Source organism: Sporosarcina sp. Y1009, assembly GCF_057669865.1.
In genome coordinates, this window is record NZ_JBYHFO010000012.1 from 40,204 (window position 1) to 59,126 (window position 18,923).

The 18,923-nt window shown below is 35.3% G+C and carries 21 protein-coding genes and 1 other annotated feature; of the genes, 13 read left to right on the plus strand and 8 right to left on the minus strand.

Features of this window, described 5'->3' with window-relative positions:
• Window positions 1–173 precede the first annotated feature (173 nt).
• A complete protein-coding gene (locus AC25Y1_RS14135) occupies window positions 174–1,577 on the minus strand; it encodes a type I restriction enzyme HsdR N-terminal domain-containing protein (RefSeq protein ID WP_488148637.1) in 1,404 nt (467 codons plus the stop codon).
• A gap of 427 nt (window positions 1,578–2,004) precedes the next feature.
• Here AC25Y1_RS14135 and AC25Y1_RS14140 point away from each other — a divergent pair, with 427 nt between their 5' ends.
• The 5 genes from AC25Y1_RS14140 to AC25Y1_RS14160 all read left to right on the plus strand — a co-directional run bounded on the left by AC25Y1_RS14140 (window position 2,005) and on the right by AC25Y1_RS14160 (window position 7,074).
• A complete protein-coding gene (locus AC25Y1_RS14140) occupies window positions 2,005–2,532 on the plus strand; it encodes a hypothetical protein (protein ID WP_488148638.1) in 528 nt (175 codons plus the stop codon).
• A gap of 812 nt (window positions 2,533–3,344) precedes the next feature.
• Window positions 3,345–3,797 (plus strand): N-acetyltransferase family protein, encoded by a 453-nt coding sequence (locus AC25Y1_RS14145; RefSeq protein WP_488148639.1) that lies wholly within the window; start codon window positions 3,345–3,347, stop codon window positions 3,795–3,797.
• A 124-nt stretch (window positions 3,798–3,921) separates the two neighbouring features.
• The gene (locus AC25Y1_RS14150; RefSeq protein WP_488148640.1) at window positions 3,922–4,326 is read left to right on the plus strand and encodes a hypothetical protein; all 405 of its coding nucleotides are present in this window, start codon (window positions 3,922–3,924) and stop codon (window positions 4,324–4,326) included.
• A 213-nt stretch (window positions 4,327–4,539) separates the two neighbouring features.
• Window positions 4,540–4,810, plus strand: a binding site (T-box leader).
• Between the two features lie 69 nt (window positions 4,811–4,879).
• Window positions 4,880–6,103, plus strand: coding sequence for an MFS transporter (locus AC25Y1_RS14155; protein ID WP_488148641.1), 1,224 nt, complete (start codon window positions 4,880–4,882; stop codon window positions 6,101–6,103).
• A 317-nt stretch (window positions 6,104–6,420) separates the two neighbouring features.
• Window positions 6,421–7,074, plus strand: a complete 654-nt coding sequence (locus AC25Y1_RS14160) for a M48 family metallopeptidase (protein WP_488148642.1) — start codon at window positions 6,421–6,423, stop codon at window positions 7,072–7,074.
• Between the two features lie 334 nt (window positions 7,075–7,408).
• Here AC25Y1_RS14160 and AC25Y1_RS14165 read toward each other — a convergent pair whose 3' ends face one another.
• Window positions 7,409–7,822 (minus strand): hypothetical protein, encoded by a 414-nt coding sequence (locus tag AC25Y1_RS14165; RefSeq protein ID WP_488148643.1) that lies wholly within the window; start codon window positions 7,820–7,822, stop codon window positions 7,409–7,411.
• 341 nt (window positions 7,823–8,163) lie between these two features.
• Between AC25Y1_RS14165 and AC25Y1_RS14170 the strand changes: the two genes are divergently transcribed.
• Window positions 8,164–8,514: a hypothetical protein gene (locus tag AC25Y1_RS14170; protein ID WP_488148644.1), complete on the plus strand. Its 351-nt coding sequence runs from the start codon at window positions 8,164–8,166 to the stop codon at window positions 8,512–8,514.
• Between the two features lie 84 nt (window positions 8,515–8,598).
• Complete coding sequence (locus AC25Y1_RS14175) at window positions 8,599–9,435, plus strand: hypothetical protein (RefSeq protein ID WP_488148645.1); 837 nt, start codon at window positions 8,599–8,601, stop codon at window positions 9,433–9,435.
• Window positions 9,436–9,764: 329 nt separating this feature from the next.
• On the opposite strand, the gene AC25Y1_RS14180 is transcribed toward AC25Y1_RS14175, so the two are convergent.
• The 3 genes from AC25Y1_RS14180 to AC25Y1_RS14190 all read right to left on the minus strand — a co-directional run bounded on the left by AC25Y1_RS14180 (window position 9,765) and on the right by AC25Y1_RS14190 (window position 12,026).
• The gene (locus AC25Y1_RS14180; RefSeq protein ID WP_488148646.1) at window positions 9,765–10,847 is read right to left on the minus strand and encodes a DUF4179 domain-containing protein; all 1,083 of its coding nucleotides are present in this window, start codon (window positions 10,845–10,847) and stop codon (window positions 9,765–9,767) included.
• Window positions 10,831–11,382: a sigma-70 family RNA polymerase sigma factor gene (locus AC25Y1_RS14185; RefSeq protein WP_488148647.1), complete on the minus strand. Its 552-nt coding sequence runs from the start codon at window positions 11,380–11,382 to the stop codon at window positions 10,831–10,833. The genes AC25Y1_RS14180 and AC25Y1_RS14185 overlap by 17 nt, the downstream gene beginning before the upstream one ends.
• Before the next feature lie 272 nt (window positions 11,383–11,654).
• Window positions 11,655–12,026 (minus strand): hypothetical protein, encoded by a 372-nt coding sequence (locus AC25Y1_RS14190; RefSeq protein WP_488148648.1) that lies wholly within the window; start codon window positions 12,024–12,026, stop codon window positions 11,655–11,657.
• Window positions 12,027–12,218: 192 nt separating this feature from the next.
• Between AC25Y1_RS14190 and AC25Y1_RS14195 the strand changes: the two genes are divergently transcribed.
• The 3 genes from AC25Y1_RS14195 (at window position 12,219) to AC25Y1_RS14205 (ending at window position 14,993) form a co-directional block, all read left to right on the plus strand.
• Window positions 12,219–13,541 (plus strand): WD40/YVTN/BNR-like repeat-containing protein, encoded by a 1,323-nt coding sequence (locus AC25Y1_RS14195; protein ID WP_488148649.1) that lies wholly within the window; start codon window positions 12,219–12,221, stop codon window positions 13,539–13,541.
• 59 nt (window positions 13,542–13,600) lie between these two features.
• Window positions 13,601–14,125: a hypothetical protein gene (locus AC25Y1_RS14200; protein ID WP_488148650.1), complete on the plus strand. Its 525-nt coding sequence runs from the start codon at window positions 13,601–13,603 to the stop codon at window positions 14,123–14,125.
• 124 nt (window positions 14,126–14,249) lie between these two features.
• Window positions 14,250–14,993: an aminoglycoside phosphotransferase family protein gene (locus tag AC25Y1_RS14205; protein ID WP_488148651.1), complete on the plus strand. Its 744-nt coding sequence runs from the start codon at window positions 14,250–14,252 to the stop codon at window positions 14,991–14,993.
• Between the two features lie 87 nt (window positions 14,994–15,080).
• On the opposite strand, the gene AC25Y1_RS14210 is transcribed toward AC25Y1_RS14205, so the two are convergent.
• The gene (locus AC25Y1_RS14210; protein ID WP_488148652.1) at window positions 15,081–15,221 is read right to left on the minus strand and encodes a hypothetical protein; all 141 of its coding nucleotides are present in this window, start codon (window positions 15,219–15,221) and stop codon (window positions 15,081–15,083) included.
• A gap of 58 nt (window positions 15,222–15,279) precedes the next feature.
• Window positions 15,280–15,612, minus strand: coding sequence for a hypothetical protein (locus AC25Y1_RS14215; protein ID WP_488148653.1), 333 nt, complete (start codon window positions 15,610–15,612; stop codon window positions 15,280–15,282).
• Between the two features lie 167 nt (window positions 15,613–15,779).
• Between AC25Y1_RS14215 and AC25Y1_RS14220 the strand changes: the two genes are divergently transcribed.
• Both AC25Y1_RS14220 and AC25Y1_RS14225 read left to right on the plus strand, forming a co-directional pair.
• Window positions 15,780–15,977, plus strand: coding sequence for a DUF6980 family protein (locus AC25Y1_RS14220; RefSeq protein ID WP_488148654.1), 198 nt, complete (start codon window positions 15,780–15,782; stop codon window positions 15,975–15,977).
• 17 nt (window positions 15,978–15,994) lie between these two features.
• Complete coding sequence (locus AC25Y1_RS14225; RefSeq protein ID WP_488148655.1) at window positions 15,995–16,984, plus strand: S66 family peptidase; 990 nt, start codon at window positions 15,995–15,997, stop codon at window positions 16,982–16,984.
• An 86-nt stretch (window positions 16,985–17,070) separates the two neighbouring features.
• Here the strand turns inward: AC25Y1_RS14225 and AC25Y1_RS14230 are convergent, their stop codons facing one another.
• Window positions 17,071–17,946 carry a serine/threonine-protein kinase gene (locus tag AC25Y1_RS14230; protein ID WP_488148656.1) on the minus strand — a complete coding sequence of 292 codons (876 nt, stop codon included), beginning with the start codon at window positions 17,944–17,946 and terminating at the stop codon, window positions 17,071–17,073.
• A 191-nt stretch (window positions 17,947–18,137) separates the two neighbouring features.
• Between AC25Y1_RS14230 and AC25Y1_RS14235 the strand changes: the two genes are divergently transcribed.
• Window positions 18,138–18,914, plus strand: a complete 777-nt coding sequence (locus AC25Y1_RS14235; RefSeq protein ID WP_488148657.1) for an alpha/beta hydrolase family protein — start codon at window positions 18,138–18,140, stop codon at window positions 18,912–18,914.
• Window positions 18,915–18,923: the final 9 nt, after the last annotated feature.

An 18,923-nucleotide genomic window follows, 5' to 3' on the forward strand; every position in this document is an offset into this window, starting at 1 on the left:
TCCTTTATTGGTTGGGGTTGGTGTGAGTTCGAATGAAAGGTACCTGTGCAAGAAATAAACAAGAAAGATTAAACATTCGCGTTTACTAGAAAAAAATGTGTTTGTTTGAACTAATGTGAAAATTTTCTGCACAGGCACCTACTACAGACACCCCAAGCGATTAATTTATAGTATTAATTTAAAATATTATGAAACGGATGAATCTTAGGCACGTTATTTGATCTTGATTTTACTTTTTTTATTATTTGATTGTATGATATTATATTATTAATGCTACCTAGTTCTGCCCCAGTCAGATAAACAATCTCTTCAATTGGGTAATTGTGTTCAAATAATTTATTTATAAGATAGGTCCTGATAAATGAAGGTGATAAACCATTCCAGTTCATATTATCTGTGTCAACTTCTTTAATCATGTCGAAAATATAATTAACCACGTTAGTAGAAATGCTTTTATATTGATTACTGTACTTTGTATAAAATAAAGAATCTCCTTTGATACCTTTTTGATTATTCTCCTTTATCAACATGCTAATCAATGTTTGCAATTTAGATGGGAGTGAAAGTTCTCTTTCTCCAATAATTAATTTTTCTTTTTTATAGCAATCAATTGTTAAGTTTATCAAAGTTGATCTTTCAAAACCGAAACAAATACATAAAAGGAAAATAGTTTTATTTCTCGTTGCATCTTTCCTTTTATCATACAGGTCTAATATTAGATTAATGTTTTCTTCTTTTAGAATGTCGCTTATGTCGGCGGTCCTTTCTGAAATAATCAAGTTGGAAATTAATTTACTTTTCACTTCGTCAAATCCATGTGCTCGTATTTGTAAGGTTTGAAAAAATGATCTTATATGAGAATACTTGTTGGTGAAGGTTTCAATAGAATCAATTGATTTCACACCTTTTTTTTCTTTTTCGTAGTTAAGAAAGTCTTCAAATTCATCTAATCTAATTTGTTCTAATCCTCTATACTTTTTTTCAAGATCTGAATAGAATATAAAAAAATTCATTAGTGTTCCTTTATACACATTCCAACTAGCACCCCCATCTGGATACTTTAGTGCTTTAAATCTTGCAATGTCTCTAAAGTAATTGGTGATTTGTTTGTCAAATATATTTTCTTTTCTATAGTATTTAATCAGATTACTATGTTTCTTATTGAATATATCTATGTCAAAAACAACTTTGTCTATCATTAATGACCTAAGTGGATTTGGAATAACATCTATGCCGTTATTAAACAATACATAATTTTTACCATTTGTAAGAATTCCCCATGATAATCCTTTTTCATATAGGTATTCAGCTAATTGACTTTGTTCCTTTTCACCTAGTTTGTTATTTGCTGATTTCACTTCAATATATAAAAAAGTAATTTCATCTATTTTTACGGCAATATCCGCCCGCCCATTCTTGTGATATTTCGGGTGCTCATAATAAAACTCGGATGGATCATACCCTGTCATTTCTAAAAACTTTATTACTACATGATTTTTTATGTTTTCTTCATTTGTATCCTTGAATTTATTGTACATCTGCTTAAGACTATTTAAATCTAAATCAATTGATTTCACTATTAATCCCTCCAATTGCTTCTAGTTAAAATAATATGATGCATTGTAAAATTTTACTGTTATTGCGATATTTCAATCATAATGTAGTATAGGAATACACGCACATCTCATTATTTTTCTACCGTCAGCACTCCTTACATGGGGAGTGTCTGGCTTGGTTGGAGTTAGCTGTTGTAACAAAATAATAAACACTTCCGATTCCTATGTTTAACCCAATATTATCCTGGTTTCCCCCAATAGGGTTCCGGGATTTTTTGTTGCTGAAAACCACCAAACCTCTCTACTTTCCCAGCAAATTTTCTTCTCTATTCCTAGTGCTTCCTAACATTAACCAATATACGAGTAAAAGGCTCTTCTTAAGAGGGCAACAGAAGGTATATAATTTAAAGACAAGGCTTCAAAAAACATGTAATGAGGAGCGATTTTGATGTTAAAAAAATTTTTAGTAGCCTTACTCTGTATAGGATTGATTGCTGTTGTTTATTTTTCGGCATCACGTCCAACAACATCCTTGGAAAGCGTCTGTGAAAGGTTAGCCGAACAATATGGGGATTGTGAAAAAATTATTTTTATAGACGGAACTTCAAATTTAGTTTTTGCCGACAGTGAGATAGGGATTATACCTGTTCTGATGAGTAAAGGCTTTACTGACATAGAAAAGGTTATTAATCCACTATATTACCAAGAATACAGAGAAGAAAATAAACCGATTAGCTGGCAAGCGTCTCGTAATCTTCAAAAGGATTTGTCGCTAATTAGCGGGTTTTCTAGTGACGATGCAAAAACTATAATAATAAACAGTGAAGGGAATATACAGCCGAACCGGATTTTCATTCGTGATGACTTATGGTTCTGGTATGTTACTATTCCCAAAAATGAAGTGATCTTACCAGTAGATGTAACAGCTTTCGATATAAATGGTCAAATTATCTTTGGTAGAGATGAAGAGGAGTAATGATATAAAGTTATCTAATTATGACAATTCACGGATGTATCTTAATAAATCTCGGAATTGATCCATTACAACTCTCGGATTTTTCTATGTGGAAAGCAGGGCTCTGTGAGAACCCCAGTACCAATCCAATAGGATTTTCTTTCACCGAGTCTCTCGTTGAGACATGTTTTTAATTCTTTCAATAAAAGTTAATATGATACTGTCTTTACGAATTCAATTAGCACTTCTTCACTTTTATCGTCCCATTTAAAGGCTATTGGAATTCGAGTAATTTTATAAATTGGATCAGCATGACCACTTATTGTTAAGAACCATTCATGCTGATCATCGAGTGAACCCTCGTTTGTATCTGCGAAAGGGGATTTGGGGTCTATTTTATAACTAAAAACTTCTGGCTTAGGGTCCTCTCCAATATAAGAAAATGTGTAGCTTAAATGGGTCTCAGATACATAGACTTCAGAAGTTGAAAGTGCTCCTACTTCTAGTACTACACGTCAATTCTTACTTTCACCTTCAAAAATAGCTCCTGTAGGTTCCTCTCTCATACTCGTACAAGCTACTAAAATTAGCATTATTAAAGTAAAGAATATAAAGTTTTTAAGTTTAATAAAAATCACCATCCTTTTGCATTTTAATTAAATGATAAATATATTTTGAGAAAAGGAGGTATTTCGAAGTCTCCATCTAAAGTTATAATACCACAAAATTCATTGAATTCGGATTTCATTTCTATTTATACAATAGGTACGAGTTAATAAAATAAACAATGATACTAAAATCTAAGTATCGGAATGTTAATATAGGAGATTTAAATGGTTATTAGGGGACTAAATAAAGGTGAAAAACTTCCAATGGAATTGTTGCTATTGGCCGACCCTTCAAGAGAGAGTGTTGAGGAATATATAAATAGGGGCGAATGTTTTATAGCTGAATCCTATAAGCGAATTATAGGGGTGTATGTATTACTTCCAACAAGACCAGGGACAGTCGAGCTTGTTAATATTGCAGTGATAGAAGAAGAACATGGTAGAGGTATAGGCAAACGATTGGTACTGGATGCAATTAAGGTAGCTAAGACAAAAGGGTACAAAACGATTGAAATTGGAACTGGAAATTCTAGCATAGGGCAACTGGCCCTATATCAAAAATGCGGATTTAGAATAGTTGGTGTTGATATAGACTTTTTTGTTAAGCATTATCCAGAAGACATTTTTGAAAATGGTATTCAGTGCAGGGATATGGTTCGTTTATCTCAAGATTTATAGTTTGAAAAAATTCTTCAACAAACGGGTGCAATCCTCAAAGAAGGAGAAGCACCTTTTTTGTCGAATTTAGACAATAGGGGCAGGTAGGTGAATGAGGAAAGTTTTTATAATTGGAGGGATTTTTATGTTATTTCATTACCATTTTTGGACTCCTTATGTGGAAGATACAGAGAGATTCTATTTAGAACAGGGATTTAGAATATCACAGCGTATTGGAAAGTTTCAAGGAGATTATCAGTCATTTAATCCTCCATTAGATTGGGACGATTTTAGGGATAAAGATATTACATTCAGAATAATAGAAGCAAGAAAAGGCGCGATTAATATTACCTTTGGCTTTGGAAAAAAAGTAATGTTTGACCATATTGGTTTTTTGGTAAATGCTAAAGAGCACGATGAGATTTGCAATAGAGCAACTTTGATGCAATCGATGAACCTTCTGGTAAAGCAAGAATCGAGGAATTGGAGTTATCTGTTAAATCTAAAGGGATCGAGAAAATATTATTCCAATTGCTTGATAAGAAGGTAGCTAATGTCCACACCGTAAAAGGGGATATAGTTACAATTAACAAAGCTTTTATGAAAGGAGTTTCAGTAGAGAATCAGAAGGATCCTAATGGTGTACAGATAGCTGGAATTTAAAAAGTTATTAAACTATAGGGTGTGCCATCCTTTTTTGTCGAATTTATGGTGCAATTTATTTCAACTAGATTAATGAATTTTACATATGAATATAATACATAAAAAAGCAATGAAGAGAAGAGTAACTGTGTTCAAGCATAACAGAGAACTCCAGCGGCTGGAAATGGAGGATGTAATAACACATTGAACCAAATCTCGGAGCTACACATGGGAAGTTTGTTTTAGATCATGTGTCGGGTTCTCCCGTTAGAGAGACAGAGTATGAACATAATCTTATTAGTATGTGGTACTTGAAAAGGTTTCTGTGGTAACGCAGAAACAAACTGGGATGGCACCACGAACTTCTAAATTCAAGGAGTCTCGTTCTCAAGGTTGATAACTTTGAGGGGGAGATTCTTTTTTATTGAAAAATAATGTTGAATTTAGGGGGAAATAATGCAATGGAATTTATGAGAATGAATAATCCGGTATTACTTTTATTAGGCATCGGGGTCTCCAATTTAGGAGCTTGGGTTTATTTAATTGCACTTAACTTAATTGTATTGGATATTACGGGTTCTCCACTAGCAGTTGCAATTCTTTATATATTAATACCTGTAGCAACACTATTTACAAACTTTTGGTCTGGAAGTTTTATTGACCGGTTAAACAAAAGAAATTTAATGATTTTTTTAGATGTAATTAGAGCTATACTCGTATTTGCACTTCCATTTATAGAGTCAATTGTTCTGATTTATGCGTTTATATTTGTTGTAAATATAGCGAGTTCAGTTTTCGGGCCAACGTCTATGGTCTATATGACTAAGTTAATTCCAAAAGGTGACCGGCAAAGGTTTAATGCACTTAGAAATTTTATTAATTCATGCGGATTTATATTAGGACCTTCTATTGCAGGCTTACTGTTCATGTTTGGGTCCCCATATTTAGCAATTCAACTAAATTCCATGGCGTTATTTATATCAGCTGTAATTATTCTTTTACTTCCCAATTTAGACTTGATAAGTGAGAAAAACATTTCAGAAAAAGTTAGCATTGAATTAATTGTAAATGATTGGAAAAAGGTTATTGGCTTTAGTAAATCAAATATCCATGTGGCCTTGGTTTATGTTCTCTTTAGTGGAATCATTGTATTTATGTCTGCATTAGATTCTTTAGAAGCTGTATTTGCAACAGAGGTTCTCTCGTTATCTGAAAGTACTTATGGTTTTCTTGTCAGTGTAGCAGGAATTGGACTCATAACAGGTTCATTGATCAATGCTTTATTCGCCAAGTATCTGAAACTAAATGTTTTAATTGGGGTAGGAACTATCTTCACGCCAGGTGGCTATTTAATATTTGCTTATTCAAATGATTTTATCTGGGCAGCTACTGGATTTCTTACATTAACATTCGCATTGTCGTTTGCAAACATAGGTTTTCTAACTTTCTATCAAACCAATGTACCAGTAGAGATTATGGGAAGGTTTACAAGTGTTTTTGGTATGTTGGAGGCCTTGTTAGTCATCGTATTTACAGCTGCAATTGGGCTGTTTGCTGAACTATTCGACATTCGAGTGATTTATATTATAGGTTCGTTTGCCTTTTTAATCCTAGGAGTAGTAATTAACATGATTGTGATGAATAGATCGAATAGAAATTATTATAATCATGAAGTAGTTGAGTAGAGGATTTCAAGATATAATGAGCCCTTGACAGTGAGTGTATCTGTAAAACAATATAAACATCACTCGGCGATAATAAACCCTTCCGATTTCCATATCTAACTCAATAGTATCCCGGTTTTCCTCAATAGGATTCCGGGTTTTTTCTTGTCCAAAACCACCAGCCCTCTTCTTACATTTCCAATACCTTTTTCCTCTATCCCTTGTAGTTCCAGATTGTATTCGATATGCTAATCAAAACAGAGAACTGTACAGGATGATTCCAATGGTTATATTAAAAAACAAAGGTCGGAAGTAAATGTATAAAGACGGTGCTAGTCATGAAAGTTGAATTTGAAAATAAAGTTATAGAATTTAATGTTCAGTATGGAAGAGGGAAGAAGCTGTCCATTCATATAGATTCGTTTGGTTTCATAACTCTTAAAGTTCCTAAAGACACAAGCGAAGAAATGATTGTTGGTACAATAAAAAGTAAAGGGAAATGGATACTAGGGAAACTCCATGAAATTGGAATAGCTCGAGAAACCCCTAAGGCAAGAGAGTATCACGCCGATGGGAAGTTCTTATACCTCGGGAAAGAGTATTTTCTTCATGAATTAATAGATTGTAGTGAGTTAAATGCAGAGGCACTTGAAAGAAATCTCAAGAAGTTCTATATCGCTAGTTGCAGAACGATCGTAGAAGAGCGGATAAAAATCTATCAAAAGCAACTGAAAGTTAAGCCTAAAACAATTGAAATAGTAGAGTCTACAGTCAAGTGGGGTAGTTGTAGTTCGGATAGAAATCTAACCTTTAATTATCGTCTAGCTATGGCCCCAATTGAAGTCATCGATTATGTGGTAATCCATGAACTATGTCATTTAGTTCATATGAATCATGATCGATCATTTTGGAGACGAGTTGGAAGTATTATGCCGGATTATAAAGAAAAGGAAGAGTACTTGGAAAGACATGGGCATGCTATGTCACTTTAAAAAACGGTTACATTTCGAGAGGAATGGGCCGTTTTTGTTTGAAAACTTCTACTCTCTTGCTTTGATAATTGCTTGAATTTAATCCCGGGGTTTGATCCAATATAACTCGGGGTTTTTCTATGCGGAAAACCAGAGGATTCTGGGGGAACTCCAGCACTAATCCAATATTTCTCTCAAGGGTAGACCAGCAGTGACACCTGGGTATATCTGGGTTTGCCCTTACCACCTCGTACTAGTCAATGATTCTAAGCATTGTTGAAACACAACAAATAAGCATTCCTCTAACTATTCTTTCGAGAAAAACTGAAAAGATACTTTCACCTCTTTCTTTTTTTTACTTTCGTGACTCTCTTATTTCATCAATTATTGCATATAGTTCAGCATAAAAGAGTCTAATATTTGTATCTGAATACGCAAAAATAAAATTGTTGACGGTAGCAACTGTTCGTTCATTATTGAAAAAATCGTTGGATACATCCAGTGCCGATTGTTCGAAATATGGCTCATCTACGATATATACATAGACATCATTATCTTCGATTAGAAAAATATTTTGTTCTTTAGCTGTGCCTAGTTGATACTCTTCATTCACGGGTAAAACCTCATATGAAATCTCATGTTTTTGAAATAGCTCTTCTAAATCACTTAAAGTTGTGTATTCTTTATGCTGAAGAAAAATATAAGCAACAATTATCCCGATTACAATGATAAGTATTGCAGAAATGGTTTTTATTTTCAAAATCCCCACACCCATCTCTCCTTTTGATAAAACCTATTTGATTAATAATAACACAATGTTCTGTTCATTCGACTAGATAATAAAAACTTATACATAGTAGAGATAAGAATTTAGATTGGTTTGTAATACTTCATCCATAAAGCGGGATATGGGATAAAAGAAGAAGGATAAAAGAATGCATGTTGATTTAGGATTGCCATTAAGGGATTTTGAATATATGGTAAAGTTTACGAGGATCTGCAAGATTTCTGTAATAGAGTTTTTAAATTAACGCACTCTTAGTGCAATAAAGAACCAAAATGAAAATTGGATATCAAATGCTTATGTCTTTTAAATAAAGGAGGCTGTTTATGCGATTGTTATCTGCTGTTCTTATATTATTCTTAATAACTTCTATATTGATTGGGTGTGCAGGAAGTCCTGGACAGAGTGAAGGAGGAGTTTTAAGTAAGGAACAAGTATTAAAACAAAATACAGAAGCAGACATCTTTGAATTTGATGGGAAAGTTTATAAAACGGATGTAGATTGGATTGAAGAGGAAGAAATAATAAAAGATGAACAAGTAGGGAAAATATCTGAAGGGATGGCTAATAAATTACCCGTTGGTGCAAAGATTTTCGCATCAAAAGAAAGAAAAGATATTTTGATTGTTGAGTATGATGGGAAAGAAAAAAGGTATTTGCTTCAAGTTGGCGAATAAGGTTGTTCCCCTTCAACAAACGGGAAAGGATAGTTGAAGAATATTCGGGAAAGATACCTATAAAGAAAAGGTAGGTGGACTTTATTGAAGAAAAAACTCTGCGTCCTTTTTTGTATCCTATTTCTCGTAAATAATACTGTTGTTTTTGCGAAGCAAGAAGTACCTAACCAAGATTTAGCCAGCCAAATAGCTGCAGCAAAGAAGAATGCCAATCAATCTTTTTTGGAACAATTGATGACTCATTCATTAGTGCATAGTGATGTTCAAGACATTAAAGTTGAAAATAGTTCCGGATTTCAGCGTGTATTCAGTATCAATGATGGTTTTCAAGAACGTGTACTCAGAAAAGTGGTATTCTGGCTTAATAATTCTGACCGAGTAAATGGAGCAATCGAGGCATCTTCAGATAATCCATCCAATAAATTGACGTTAAAAATGACAAATGATGAAGTGATCACTATTGAACCCGCTTATACATGTGTAGTTGAGAATAAACGCAAAACCTGCACAGCTAAAGAAGGGGAATTAATCGTTTCGGAAAACAGACAAAAAGTACGATTAAAGTCACAGTCTCTTTATGATTGGCTCATGGTCGGGTGGAGAAAAGAATTGGACGGATCTACTAAAGAAGAGTTACTTGAAGAAGCATTGTTTACACGTTATTTATATCATCTGGGCCCATCTTATTCGGAGTTTTTTATGTGTCCCAAAATCAAAATTGAACCCATTGATGGAGATCCCAGGAGACATCTCATTTTTGGCAGTGCTTTAAACTATTCAGGACATCACGGTGGAGATTTTGATAAACTTACTTTTTCTGTAAGTGATTCTAACCTAACAGGATTACAAGTGACAAACGTCAAAATAAAGGAACATATTTCGCAAGAAGAAAGCGAAAAACAATGCCAAACGTTTGAGTAAATATAGTTCTTACGAAAGAGGCGTTTCTTTCAGCGAAGGGAACGCTTCTTATAGTTTTCAATGATACAATCTAGATGTAGAGTTGCTAGTAAATTATTTTGAATTTATGTAAATTGCAAGACTCGTGAAATTTTAGTTTACAGTCCTTATTCTCCGTTAATAAACAAGAGGGAGAATAAAAAAAGAAGGAATGTCACTCCTTCTTAGAAAAAATTTGTTCATAATCTAACATTAAACAATTTTCATGGCTTGAGAAAAAGTTGCTGTGCACTAAACAATCATGAAAGTTTAAACATTCACGATTGTTACATACACAGCTACCTGAAAAACTATTTTTCAATTTCAATGACGATTTCCTCTAACTGGAACTCCTCCTCTGCTGCATTGCTGTCCTCATTTCGGTAGATAGAACCGTTTTCTTTTGTGCCATCTTTTTCTAACAGCCGTACGACTGGCGTGACGATTAGCATTGTCGCTTCAGGATTCAATTTTTCAAATGTATTGGTATGGTGAAGTTGTGTGAACGAATTGCTGTATCCACCATTATGCTTGTTCGTATACACATTGCCCAAATCGTCTTTTACGATAATATCGACTAATACAAAATCCCAATTTTCCTTTACCTCATTTGATAGCTCTTCATCATAATAAAGTAGAAAAGACATCGGGGTATAGACAACCTTCTTGACTGTCACATCAACACCATTACTATCTGCATTTAGATTGACCAGTTGCTCTATGTTATCGGTGGAACTTAGTTCAAAACTGAAGGCCCAATTACCAGTTATCGCTTCGCTACCTAATGCTGAATCTGGAACAACGCTTTCAATCAAAAATTCAAAACTGCCTTTATCCACTTGATCCTCTGTTAATAGGTGAGCGGTCGTCAGACCAACATACTTGTTTTCACCGCTTTTCAATAGTTCATGTCGCGTTGAATAAATCATTGAAGGTGAATCAAGAATAGTGGGTATGCCAGTCAATACAGGAGACTCCCCAAGATCCATTTCACTCTCGATTGTATACGTCATGTATAAGGCTTTTCCGTCGAATATGACTTCATTCATCGTTACGTTTATACCGTTATCCTCTTTTGCAATCGTAAGGGATTCGGAATTTTCCTCGTAACTTCCATAAAGTCCGTCACCATTAAATAATTGAAACAAGTTGCCTAATATAGGAATTTCCTGGGCAAATGAGGTGTAAGATAATCCGAATAAAGAGGCTGCAGATATTCCGATGGAAATCGATGCTGCCGCCGCTATCTTCCGCCACCTGACAGGCTTTTTCTTTCTGATTTTTCCTTTTAGCTGCATCTTCACTTTTTCTTTTTCTGCTTCACTGACTTCCACTTCTTCAAGTCGACTGACACCCATATCGATATCGTTTAAGTGTTCATATACGTCCTTCATATAAAACCCTCCCATTATGACGAATCTTCTTTTTACCGCGATAAATTCGATTGTCGATAGCGGACTTGCTTAAACTCATCTTTTCTGCAGTTTCCTCGGATGAAAAGCCTAAAAGGTATTTCATGATGAAAATCTTTCGATCAATTGGATCTAATTGATTGAGCAGGTCATTGACGGTGTCTCCCACATCTACTTCCATCGATTCCAGAATGGGGCGGTTTTCCAAAAACTCGGTAGGAATTTCATGATTCTTTACTTCTTTTCTGTAATAATCGATAGCCTTGTATTTTGCTACGGCACAAATCCAGTTCTTGAAACCATTTTCATCCCCGCCGCGAAACTTCCTGGCGTTCTGCCAAACTGATAGAAAAACATCATTCACGCACTCTCCGACTAGCTCTTCTCGTTGAATGGGTCTTAGAACTTGTTGAACAACACTTTTAATGAGTGGTAAATACTGATCAACAATATAGTCTAAAGCATCTTCCTTTCCCGATTGGAGACGTTTGATAAAGTTGGATTCATTTGACTTCATAGTTTTCGCCTCTTTTTCTTTGTAAAAGCTTCTACACCCTATATAACGAAAAGAAAATAGCTTTATTCGCAACTATAACAAAGTATTTATAAGTATATTTGTGAAAATTGGTGCCGTTGCACGAAACATGAACAAATAGTGGGAATAGTTATAGGGCCTGCTAAGGAACAAGGGAAAGAACACAAAGAAGAAATGACTAATGTCACTCCCTCTCAGAGACTAATATTCCATTTTCATTGCGTTAGGCTTATTTAAATTTTCCCAGCCTACTGTTAATTAACTTTGTCTATTATTTCAAGTTCAACTTCCTTATTAGGTTCCTGTTTCATCTTTACTCTAACAGTTCCTGACTCGTGCTTTTCTACATATTCACTTAACACAATCGATTTAGGATTTCCTGCAGTGTCCAAATAGTTTAGTGTTAAACTGAGTTGGAAATCCTCCTTTGAATACTTAATACTTCTCTTTTTACCTGTTGGTATTAGATAAGTGTGTTCTTCTTGAGGCGTAAGCCAAACCTTTTGTTCCGACTGAGTATCATTGTGTACTAAGATTTTAATATCGCCCCTGAAGATAAAATTAGAAACTAGATAGACCAATACGATAGAAACTATAATTAGGATTGCTGCGCTTTTCAACTTCATTCTACCTCACTCCTTTTTCCTATATAGAAGTCGGAATATTTCTATAAGGTTAATGTTATTGACTCTTACAAAGAGATATTTGTTTCATTTTTAAGAAAGAGTTGTGCAACCAATTGTTCAATTCCAAGTCTTTATACCAAAGTTGAAATGTTTGTGTTTGGAAATAATAATTCCAGGAGAAGGGGTTTTTACATGTTTACACCTAAAAACAAAAAGTTGAATGTGATGATTAGTATGAGTATGTTGCTGCTTGTTGTTATAGCTAGCGTAGGTACATATTATCTTAACTACTACAAAGTAGATTTTAATAAACAGTTGCCCATGGTTGTTGCGGTGGATCCTGACAATAAAGACCTTGAAAGTATTGCCTATGGGTTTTGGATGGAATTAACGAAGCCATATACAGAAGAGAATGTGAGCCCATGGAAAAGAATATCGGACGTTCGTTACGACAAGATTCAATTACTTGCGGGGGATGAAACTGAGTTTGCAATTGGTGTTACCTTTTCAGCGAAGTTAGAAAAGAAAAATTGGTCCATTCACAATAACTGGGGAAAGGTGCAAGAGGATGGAACAGTTCAAGATATTCAATGGACATTGAGGATTAAGCAGGTTGAAGAAAACAACTATTCGCTAACTCAGATTGAGGAGACTGCAGACGCTGTTTCCGGGCTTCCGCCTGTTATGGATACGTATCAAAAGGATGCAGGTATTGCCGTGCCCGATGAGAATAACCGCTATGAGATTCAAAATGGTCAACTGAAGGTGACGTATAACAACGGGGATGACTGGAAGTATGTGCCGACTACTCTTGATGAATTGTTTGCGGGAGATTATAGCGGTTCCAAAGAATACTTGATAGATGGTAGTTATGTGATTTCTCAGGATAGGACAGCATTTGTAATAGGTGAAGAAATAGTGAATCAAGAAGATTTTCCGCAGACCCAGTTCAAGATTTTACAAACTACGGATGAGGGGAAAACATGGGAAAAGTCCGATGTCACAGATTTGCCTGGCGTTAGGGCTCGATTTCTTGGTTTTACATCAGATGAAAATGGTTATTTGATCATAAGTTATGACCGGTCGATGGGCTTTGAAGGGAATGCTATTTACAAAACGGATGATGGCGGAGAAAGTTGGAAACACGCGGGGACTGTTGAAGAGACATATCGACACGTCACGGGCGGTGGATTTAGTAATGAGAATCTTGGATTTATGTCGTTTGGTTCCGTTAGGGAAAATGATGAACCGGAACGTCCATTTCTTTTTCGAACGACCGATGGCGGCGAGCGTTGGGAGGAGATTGACATCCCGATACCCATTGAATATCAAGGGATTTTTACAATAGCCGAAATTCCGGCGATTGATGGGACACAAGGATTTTTACTCGTGAACCAGGGACCTAACGGGGATTATCAAGGCGGTAAAGTTTTGGCAAGATTTACGACAGTAGATGAGGGAGCCACATGGTTCTTTTCAAACTTGGTTGATCCGGATAATGTGATTGATAATTAGGTGTTTGATTTCGGAAACCTTTGCAAAAAAACTTTTGATATATATAAAGGATGTATAGAATGAGAATAAAATATGATTTAAAGAAATCATTTCCTCCCAAAAGAATCGAAGAAGTAGATTATATATTAGTACATTATTTAGAAGGAATAAAAATCTCTAAAGAAGATCAACGTATAAAAATTATATTAGATGATTACTATGCTCCAGAAATGAAGCTGATCAAGGGAGTTTATATCATCTATAAAAAACCAATTCTAGAATTACTTGAGGGACGAATTCACTCGATTAATAGCTATGAATTTACTAACTTTAAAAAGAAGCATAGAACTATTTCGGATGAAGACATAGAATATATACTAGAGATGGCGACAGTTGTAGTGCTTGCGAGTAAGAATGACCAAATACTGACAACATATTTTATTGCTGGTAGAGGAGGAAAATTAGACAGTATCTTGAACTTATGTCTAGGTTACTCAAAAGATTTTGAGGATAATAAGTTTAAAGCAAGTTTACAAAACTTTTTTAATGATATTGAAGCAGTTAAGCAGATGGGTTTATTAGAAGAAATAATTGGAAATGAGTAGATAATCATTAGAGGTAGAGTGGCAATCTTAACGTTCAGTGATTACAACTTAAATCCATTGTTAGTAAATGAGAATATTGCAAATTCAATTTTCATCAATAGATTTTGGATGGAGGAGGGATTCAATGAATTTAGGAAATCCAATAGCAAGTGGAAATACTGCTGATATCTACTTATATGACAATAAAGTTGTGAAAGTTTTTAATGATTACTTACCGGAAACGGAATCCATATTTGAAGCAAATAAGCAAAAACATGCCTATTCATGCGGTCTTCCTGTACCTGAGATTTTTAATGTCACGAAAGTAAATGGAAAGCAATCGATTATTATGGAGTATATTGAGGGAAGAACTTTAGGCGAACTATTATTGGAGGATATGGAGAAGGCTGAATATTACTTAAGTATTTCTGTTGAAGTTCAACAAAAGATTCATAGCATTATCCCAGATACCATTGAACCCATGTTTGATAAATTATCCCGTCAAATTGTCGCTGCTCCTATTCTCGAAACAAGTCAAAAATCGTATCTATTGAAGAAGTTGAAATCAATTACATTTGAGAACAGGCTTTGCCATGGTGATTTTCACTTATTTAATTTAATTTTGACAGATAACAAAGTGGTCGTCATAGATTGGGTTGATTCGAGTGCGGGGGATATTCGTGCTGATGTCTATCGGACATACCTATTGTATGCCCAGCTTACCGTCGAATTAGCTGAATTGTATCTGCGACTATACTGTGAAAAGAGTGGACTATCAAGATCAGAAATTATTCAATGGGCGCCAATCATTGCAGGCGCAAAGTTATCTGAAGTGCTCTCACTGGAGAATTCGGAACGGCTTATTAAAATAATAAATAGCTCGTTATGATTAAAACTTAATAAGCTAAAATTAAAGAATCGAATTCAAAGAAAACCACATTTTATATTGGCGTAAGTGTGGTTTTCACAGGTCGCTTTACTCTTTGGCTTGGTTCAATGGTAAGATGGGTTCTTCCTCGCTATATCGTGAATATGTCGTTTCAGGAAAACCAACTTCTTCACACGTTTTATCCTCGCAACTAAATATATAGGTTTGCTGATCCGTTCGAACACTCACACCATAATGAAATGGAAATACCCCGCCTTTATTCCGATCCAGCCCAGTCGAATCCTCCCTATCTAGAATTATTATTTAATTCGCGTAAAAAAACATTTAATTCATCATCAGATTGAAATTTATAAGCATGTCCATAGCAGATTGGTCCATTGCCAGTGTGATCTCTCTTGGGAAATTTAAGGAAAGCAGTATTATGATTTAACCCAGAAGATTTTTCCTCTAGTTCTTTATTAACTCCAACTGTTTTTGGATTTAAAACAATAGTAATCTCTTTATTTGGAAGTGAATAAATTACTTCATCGTTTACAATATTTTTAAATTCAACAGCTTTTGATGTTTCTTTCATCGTTTTGAAATTGTTTAAACCAAAAGTATTTTGTACATTACCCATATTACAATTCACCTCTTACTGTATTTTTGCCTAAATCTATTATAAGTTATCTTCAGAAATATGCTACCATTCTATGTAGAGGCTGAACAACAATAGTTAAATGTATGATTTAGAAGATTAGTCTATCAAATCCATTTGTCCAATTTAGGAAAAGGAGAAGTACAATTATGCAAAAACATTGTTGTGAAGATATGGACTATCATGCAAATTTTGAGTGCGATCTACATGCAAGTCCTTTTGAATGTCCTGACAAGATCATTATATTTGATGAAAAGAATAAGGACTATGGATTAATCATTCATGATGGTGGTACCTCATGTATCGGGATAGATTTTTGTCCTTGGTGTAGTAAGAAATTGAAATAGGGAGGCTGAAAATCGTTATGAAGAAACTACAAAAAGGAGATAGGATTGGTATATTTACTCCGTCATCTCCGGCTTCCGTTACAGCAAAGGTTAGATATGAACGCGGAAAAGCATTTCTAGAGGAAAAAGGCTTTCAAATTATTGAGGGCAGTTTAACAAGTCAATCCGAAGGTTACCGTTCAGGAACGCCAAAAGCGCGAGCTGAAGAATTAAATGAATTATTAAGTGATCCGACGATTAAAATGATTATGTCGATGATTGGCGGCACGAATTCGAATAGTATACTTCCGTATATCGACTACGATGCATTTCGTGAAAATCCAAAACTCGTCGTTGGTTATTCGGATGCCACAGCAATATTACTGGCTTTGTATGCGAAGACTGGCATACCTACATATTATGGACCGGCATTAGTCCCTTCTTTTGGAGAATTTGAACCTTTAGTACAGGAGACATACAGATTTTTTGAATCTTATTTTTGTGAAAATCCAGCGCTGCCATATGAAATCCCGATGTCTGAGTTTTGGTCAGATGAACCTGTTAATTGGCTAGAAAAAACGCAGGAAAAACCACTTTATTCAAATGAATGGTTGGGATTTAATGATGGCATAGTGGAGGGAAGACTAATTGGCGGCAATAATAATGCGATGTATGGCTTTATAGGGACTGAATATTTTCCAACCATTCATGAGGGGGATATTCTATTAATCGAAGATAGTATGAAAGATGCTTCGATTGTTGAAAAGAATTTTGCTATGCTAAAACTACATGGTGTTTTTGATAAAATCGCTGCTATTATTCTTGGCAAACATGAATGTTTCGATGATTTAGGAACAGGGAAACAACCGATTGATCTTTTGCTAGAACAACTAGATGGAAGAACCCTTCCGATATTAGCTGAATTTGATACGTGTCATACACATCCGATGCACCCTATCGCAATCGGCAAAAATGTAAAGGTAGATACTAAAATGAGAAAAGTTTGGTGTATGGAAGAATGGAAATAAGCACTAATTGAAAAGAACCCAGGTCAGCGATCTACCCTATCTCCCGGTTTCCTGAATAGGATTCCGGGTTTTTTAACAAAATGCCATTATTTAAACTGTTTCACTTCGTTTTCCCAGGCAGTGAAAAAAGCTTCAACTGTTGCATATCTATCTATCTTTTCTTTTTCAACTGCTTTTAATGCAATCTTATAAAGTTCCTTACTTGCATCCCATTTACTCATTGACCGATCGAGTTCCCCGCCTATTAACCCAAATGCAATCGCACCCATATTATATACGTTAGTCCGCTCATCAATTTCAGCACCCATTTCAAACTCTTCTGGTGACATAAATCTTGAAGAACCCCATAGTCTGCCCATTGTATTGACATATGGCTTTTTTCGATAAAAATCAATATCACAGATCATCATGCGATTTTTCTCGAAATTATATAAAATACTTCCATCATAAAAATCAATCGCTACATAATCCTTTTTCTCAATAGATACATGGAATTCAAAAATACATGTAAGCGAGGCTAAACGTAGTTCAATAGGTAACTGTCTAAAACGGTAAAACGGTGAGTCAGGATGGGTATATTTTTGTGGTGGTGGAAAAGCCCAATGAGCATGAAGACATTCCCCGTCAAACCACTCAAACACTAATGCATATTCATCAAATACTTGAAAATGGTCAATTAATTTGACCACATAGGGATGACGCAGCTTGTTATATATAGGTACAGACTGCTTCAATCTAGCTACCGCCTCTTCAAGATGTCCAGAAAATGCTACGGTCTTCGCACCTGCATATTTTACAAACCTTTTAATGCCGTCTTTTTCTACCCCAAAGCATATGTTTCCAGAATCTTGTTCATCAAAAACACAAAACACATTGCCAATAGATCTAAGCCATTCAAAATCATGTTTTTCTTTTAATTGGAATGAAATGCCGTCTACACTAATTTTTTGTGTTTCGTTCATATAGAACCTCCAAACTCATTATCTTTAATTAAATCTACTTTTTTTAGTAATTATCATGAATAAGTGTCGTCTCATATCTAACTATATCAAAATTTAAGAAAAGATAAATAGTGATTGTCGACGAAGTATTTAGAAGATATGGTAAAGTGTATAAGAAGCTCTGTAAGACTTGCGTGAAAGGGGTTTTTACAATGTCAGAGGTTTTTCAGATTCCATATGGGGATCATCCGTCCCAATTCGGCGAACTACGTATCCCTGAGTTGCCTGGGCTGAAACCGGTTGTGATTACGATTCATGGTGGTTTCTGGCAATCGAAATACGGACTGGAAGAAAACAATCCGCTGGATGAAGACTTAACTAGTCGTGGTTATGCGACTTGGAATATTGAGTATCGTCGAGTCGGAGAAGACGGCGGAGGTTGGCCGGGAACATTGATGGATGTCATAGATGCTGTAAATCACCTCACCCAAATTGAGGATCGCTTTCAGCTCAATCTCTCTCGAGTGGTTATCCTTGGGCATTCAGCAGGAGGACATTTGGCGCTATGGTTGGCATCTCGCTTGAATAAAGTTCAAATGGATGAAATCAATAAACCGCTACTTGTACCTATACAACGCGTGATCAGTTTGGCAGGCGTTTTGGATTTAGGGAAGATGTGGGAGATTCATGAAGAAAAAGGGATTAGTAGTCCCGTAGCTTCTTTCATGGGTGGATCACCTCATGAAGTATCTCAACGTTATAGGATAGCATCACCGGTAGAACTATTGCCTTTGAATGTAGAGCAAATTTTAATTCATGGTGAATTAGACCGCCATGTCCCAGTTGAACTGAGTATCGAGTATCATCGCAGGGCTAGTGAGCAGGGCGATAAAGTTCGTTTGATCGTACTTCCAGAGGTAGAACATTTCATGATTATCGATCCATCATCATCGGCATGGAAATCGGTAACTGATGCACTGGAAGTTTAATTAAAATGG